This is a genomic window from uncultured Salinisphaera sp. (assembly GCF_964012375.1).
Taxonomy (GTDB): domain Bacteria; phylum Pseudomonadota; class Gammaproteobacteria; order Nevskiales; family Salinisphaeraceae; genus Salinisphaera.
Genome location: NZ_CAXGSH010000168.1, coordinates 1 through 3,377, shown reverse-complemented (window position 1 = coordinate 3,377; position 3,377 = coordinate 1). Strand labels below are relative to the sequence as shown.

Here is a 3,377-nt window from a genome sequence, read left to right as displayed (position 1 = left end):
CGAGTCCTGGCGGCGCACGAATACAGCCTGTACGACGACGCGCTTGTTATCGCCAATCCGCCCGAGGCGTTTACGCTCACGGTCGAGAATACGATCGACCCGGAACACAACCTGTCGCTGGAAGGCTTCTATCGGTCCGGCGATATCCTGTGTACCCAGTGCGAGGCCAACGGCTTTTCCCGAATCACCTATTTCCCGGATCGGCCCGACGTGATGGCCCGCTATACCACCCGTATCAGCGCCGATGCGGGCGAATACCCGGTACTGCTGGCCAACGGCAACTGCGTTCAGCAGGGCGGCCTGGATGACGGGCGCCACTACGCCGTGTTCGAAGACCCCTACGCCAAGCCCTGTTATCTGTTCGCCATGGTGGCAGGCGATCTGGGCATGATTCGCGACAGCTATACGACCACCTCCGGGCGCGTGGTGGATCTGCGGCTGTATACCGAGCACGGCAACGAGGATCAGTGCCATCACGCCATGGCTTCGCTCAAGCAGGCGATGGCCTGGGATGAAGATACCTACGGACTGGAATACGACCTGGACAGCTATGTCACCGTGGCCGTGGGCAGCTTCAACATGGGTGCCATGGAGAACAAGGGCCTGAACGTGTTCAACACGGCCTGCATATTCGCCCGTGCCGATACCGCCACCGACAGCGATTTCGCGCTCGTGCGCGATGTCGTGGCCCACGAATATTTCCATAACTACACCGGCAACCGCGTGACCTGCCGCGATTGGTTCCAGCTGTCGTTGAAGGAGGGCCTCACGGTCTATCGCGAGCATCAGTTCGCCATCGATCAGGGCTCGCCGGGGGTGACCCGAATCCGGCAGGTGCGCGCCATGCGCGAGATCCAGTTTCCCGAGGACGGTGGCCCGCGTGCGCACCCGGTACGCCCGGACTCCTATGTGGAAATGAACAACTTCTACACCATCACCGTCTATGAAAAGGGCGGCGAGGTGATCCGCATGATCGCGCAGATGGCGGGGCGCGAGGCGTTCATTACCGCGGTACGCCATTATCTGGACAAGCACGATGGCCAGGCCGTGACCATCGAGGATTTCGTGGTGGCCATGGAAGAATCCACCGGCCTCGACCTGGCCCAGTTTCGGCACTGGTACGCCCAGGCGGGCACGCCGCGCGTACGCGTGACCACGTCTTTCGACCAGGGTCGACTACAGCTGACGTTGGCACAGCATACGCCGGCCACGCCCGGCCAGGCCGACAAGCCGCTGTTCGATATCCCGGTTGAAGTCGCCCTGTTCGACAGTGCCGGCGCAGCCGTGCGCGAACCCGAGGTGCTGCGCCTGAACGACGCCGAAAAAACCTGGACGTTCGACGGTTTTGCCGACGAGCCCACGGTATCGGCGCTGCGCGGCTTCACTGCGCCGGTACGCCTGGAATACGACCAGCACGAGCAGGCGCTGGCACGGCTGATGGCCCACGACAGCGACCCGGTCTGCCGCTGGGACGCGGCCCAGGCGCTGTATCTGAAAACGCTGGTCGCCGATGTCGAGTCGCGCCGTGAGGGCGGGGCGGCGGTGACCGCCCCGGAGCTGCTGTTCGAAGCGATCGAGACGCTGCTCAACCATCCGCCGGCCGATCTCGAGCTGCTTGCCGAAATGCTGACCCTGCCCAGCGAGGCGATGCTGGGCGAACAGTTCGATACGATCGACATATTCGCTATCGACGCGGCGCGTCGCGATCTCAAACGGGCGATCGCCACGCGCTTCGCGGCGCGCTTCGAAGCACTCGCCGATACGCATGCCGCCGAGCAGGCCTATGCCTTCGATGTGGCCGAGGCCGGGCGCCGGCGCGTGTTGGCGCTGGCGCTCGATTATCTGGCGGCCATCGAGGCCCCGGGGATCGCGGCCCGCGCGGCCCGGCTGTATGACAGCGCCGACAACATGACCGATCGCATGGCCGCGCTGGAGACGCTGCGCGATCTGCAATCGCCCGAGCGCGACCGTGTGCTCACGGATTTCGCCGGTCAGTGGGCCGAGTATCCGCTGGTCATGGATAAATGGCTGCGGCTGCAGGCCACCACGCGCCGCGACGACAGCGTTGAGCATGTGCGTGGGCTGTTGGCCGACAGCCGCTTCGATTTCACCAATCCGAATCGTATCCGGGCGCTGCTGGGCGGTTTCGTGCGCGGCAATCGGGTCGGTTTCCATCGCGCCGATGGCGCCGGATATGCGCTCATCGCCGATGAAATACTGCGTCTGGACGGGCTCAATCCCCAGCTGGCCGCCGCGCTGGCGGGCATGCTGACGAACTGGGCCCGTCATGTGCCGGCTCAAGCCGAGGGCATGCGCGCCGCGCTCGCGCGTATCGCTGAGGCCGACTTGTCACACAACAGCCGCGAGATCGTGGCGACCGGGCTCGAATACGCCGAAGCGGGCTGAGGTTTGGGGCGTGCGGTGCGCGCCGTCATATTGCTGTAATATTGAGTGCCTAGCGTTACGGCGTCGTAATCCATGAGACCCAACGTAATGCAGCACAAGCATGTTCTGATCGTCGAGGACGAAGCGCCGATCCGCGACATGATTCGCTTCGCTCTGGAGCGGGCCGATTTCGCCGTCAGTGAAGCAGAAGATGCGCAGGCAGCACGTCTTGCCATGGCCGAGCGGCGGCCGGATCTCGTTTTGCTCGACTGGATGCTGCCCGGTGTCTCGGGGGCGGAGTTCGCCCGCGAACTGCGGCGCGACGAGCTGACCGCCCAGCTACCGGTGATCATGGTCACCGCGCGTGTCGATGCCGACGACCGAGTACGCGGGCTCAACCTCGGCGCCGACGATTACATTACCAAGCCGTTCTCCTCTTCCGAACTGGTCGCCCGCGTGCGCGCGGTCCTGCGCCGCAGTCTGCCCGGCGGCGAAGATGAAACGCTGGAACTGGACGGGCTGATTCTGGACGCGGCCAGCCAGCGCGTGGCCGCCGGTGATTCGCCGGTCAAGCTCGGTCCCACGGAATACCGGCTGCTGCGCTTCTTCATGAGCAACCCCGAGCGCGTATATACGCGAGAGCAGATGCTCGACCGGGTGTGGGGCCAGAACGTGTTTGTCGAAGAACGCACCGTGGATGTGCATATCCGACGGCTGCGCAAAGCGTTGGCGCCCTTCGGTTTCGACCACTTCATCCAGACCGTGCGAGGCAGCGGTTATCGATTCTCGAGCAAGGCCATCTAGGGCGTGTCGTCATGAGATATGACGTCGCATTGCCCGCGCCGGGCGCGCCCGGCGCGGGCAACCTCCAACGAATAACGATCGGTCGACGGCCAAGCCCCGGCAATCCTGCGTTATCGCTCGCTTACGTGGAACGACCACGCGACGCTCGCGATGCCTTGTCTTGCCGCGGCTTGGCCGCCGATGCGCCG

General features: G+C 64.4%; 2 protein-coding genes. Both read left to right on the top strand.

What is annotated here, in order from left to right; genetic code table 11:
• The coding region (gene pepN / locus ABNU97_RS17485) for an aminopeptidase N (protein WP_348767943.1) at nucleotides 1-2,406 on the top strand (2,406 nt) is incomplete at its 5' end.
• 87 nt (nucleotides 2,407-2,493) lie between these two features.
• Complete coding sequence (gene phoB, locus ABNU97_RS17480) at nucleotides 2,494-3,189, top strand: phosphate regulon transcriptional regulator PhoB (protein WP_348767944.1); 696 nt, start codon at nucleotides 2,494-2,496, stop codon at nucleotides 3,187-3,189.
• Nucleotides 3,190-3,377: the final 188 nt, after the last annotated feature.